Source organism: Neisseria sp. P0022.S010, assembly GCF_051956635.1.
The window spans coordinates 1-2,046 of sequence record NZ_JBQCXF010000524.1 but is presented as its reverse complement, the minus strand read 5'-3'; the positions used below and the strand labels follow the sequence as shown (position 1 = coordinate 2,046).

General features: G+C 54.1%; 1 protein-coding gene. It reads left to right on the top strand.

Features of this window, described 5'->3' with window-relative positions; all coding sequences use genetic code 11:
- Nucleotides 1-23: 23 nt before the first annotated feature.
- Nucleotides 24-2,046, top strand: a 2,023-nt coding sequence (locus tag ACTHUT_RS18950; RefSeq protein ID WP_440419405.1) for a valine--tRNA ligase, incomplete at its 3' end; no start/stop codon positions are given.

Genomic DNA, 2,046 nt, shown 5'->3' with positions numbered 1-2,046 from the left:
CCTTAATTTCACAAAGTTCCATCATGTTAGACAAATACAATCCAGCCGAAATCGAATCCAAACATTATCAAAACTGGGAAGAGCAGGGCTATTTCCAGCCTGATATGGATTTGACCAAACCGTCTTTTTCCATCCAACTGCCGCCGCCCAATGTAACCGGCACGCTGCACATGGGCCATGCCTTCAACCAAACCATCATGGACGGTCTAACCCGCTACTACCGCATGAAAGGCTGCAACACCGCCTGGATTCCGGGCACCGACCACGCGGGCATTGCCACGCAAATCGTGGTCGAGCGTCAACTTGCCGCGCAAAACGTGTCCCGTCATGACTTGGGCCGCGAGAAATTCTTGGAAAAAGTGTGGGAATGGAAAGAAGTTTCCGGCGGTACGATTACCCAACAAATGCGCCGCGTGGGCTGCTCTGCCGACTGGACGCGTGAGTATTTCACGATGGACGACGTGCGCGCCGAAACCGTAACCGAAGTGTTTGTGCGTCTGTATGAACAAGGCTTGATTTACCGCGGCAAACGCTTGGTGAACTGGGATCCGGTTTTGGGTACGGCAGTATCTGATTTGGAAGTGGAAAGCGTGGAAGAACAAGGCTCTATGTGGCACATCCGCTATCCGCTGGCGGACAATCCCGCCGAAGCCGTTATCGTGGCGACCACCCGCCCTGAAACGCTGTTGGGCGACGTGGCCGTTGCCGTCAATCCTGAAGACGAACGTTATACGCATTTGATCGGCAAGGAATTAATCCTGCCGCTGACCGGCCGCACCATCCCCGTGATTGCCGACGAATACGTCGAAAAAGACTTCGGTACCGGCTGCGTGAAAATCACGCCTGCGCACGACTTCAACGACTACGAAGTCGGCAAACGCCACGACACGCGCCTGATTAATGTGTTTGATTTGGAAGCCAAAGTGCTGGCAAACGCCGAAGTGTTTAACTTCAAAGGCGAAGCGCAACCAGGCTTTGCCCTGCCTGAAAAATACGCAGGCTTAGACCGCTTTGCCGCGCGCAAACAAATGGTTGCCGATTTGCAGGAACAAGGTTTCTTGGTCGAAATCAAACCGCACACGCTGATGACGCCGAAAGGCGACCGTACCGGTTCCGTGATTGAGCCGATGCTGACCAGCCAATGGTTTGTCGCTATGTCCGCCACGCCAAACGGCGGCGAGCCTGACAGCGAGTTCAAAGGTTTGAGCCTGGCCGACAAAGCCAAAAAAGCCGTTGATAGCGGCGCGGTACGTTTTATCCCTGAAAACTGGGTCAATACCTACAACCAATGGATGAACAACATCCAAGACTGGTGTATTTCGCGCCAACTGTGGTGGGGCCATCAAATCCCCGCGTGGTACGACGAAGCAGGCAATGTTTACGTTGCCCGCAATCAGGAAGAAGCCGAAAAACAAGCCGGCAAAACAGGCTTGACCCGCGAAGAAGACGTATTGGATACATGGTTCTCCTCCGCGCTCGTGCCGTTCTCCACGCTCGGCTGGCCGTCTGAAACCGACGAACTCAAAGCCTTCCTGCCGTCCAACGTCTTGGTAACAGGCTACGAAATCATCTTCTTCTGGGTGGCGCGTATGATTATGATGACCACACACTTCACCGGCAAAGTACCGTTTAAAGACGTGTACATCCACGGCATCGTGCGTGACCACGAAGGCAAAAAAATGTCCAAATCCGAAGGCAACGTCATCGACCCTGTGGATTTGATCGACGGCATCGACTTGGACAAGCTGCTAGTGAAACGCACGACCGGTCTGCGCAAACCCGAAACCGCGCCGAAAGTGGAAGAAGCCACGAAAAAACTCTTCCCCGAAGGTATCCCCAGCATGGGCGCGGACGCCTTGCGCTTCACCATGGCGAGCTACGCCAGCCTCGGTCGCAGCGTGAACTTCGACTTCAAGCGCGCCGAAGGCTACCGCAACTTCTGCAATAAATTGTGGAACGCCACCAACTTCGTGTTGATGAACACCGAAGACAAAGACTGCGGTCAAGACGAAATGCAGCCGTTGGCGTTTACCTTCGCCGACCAAT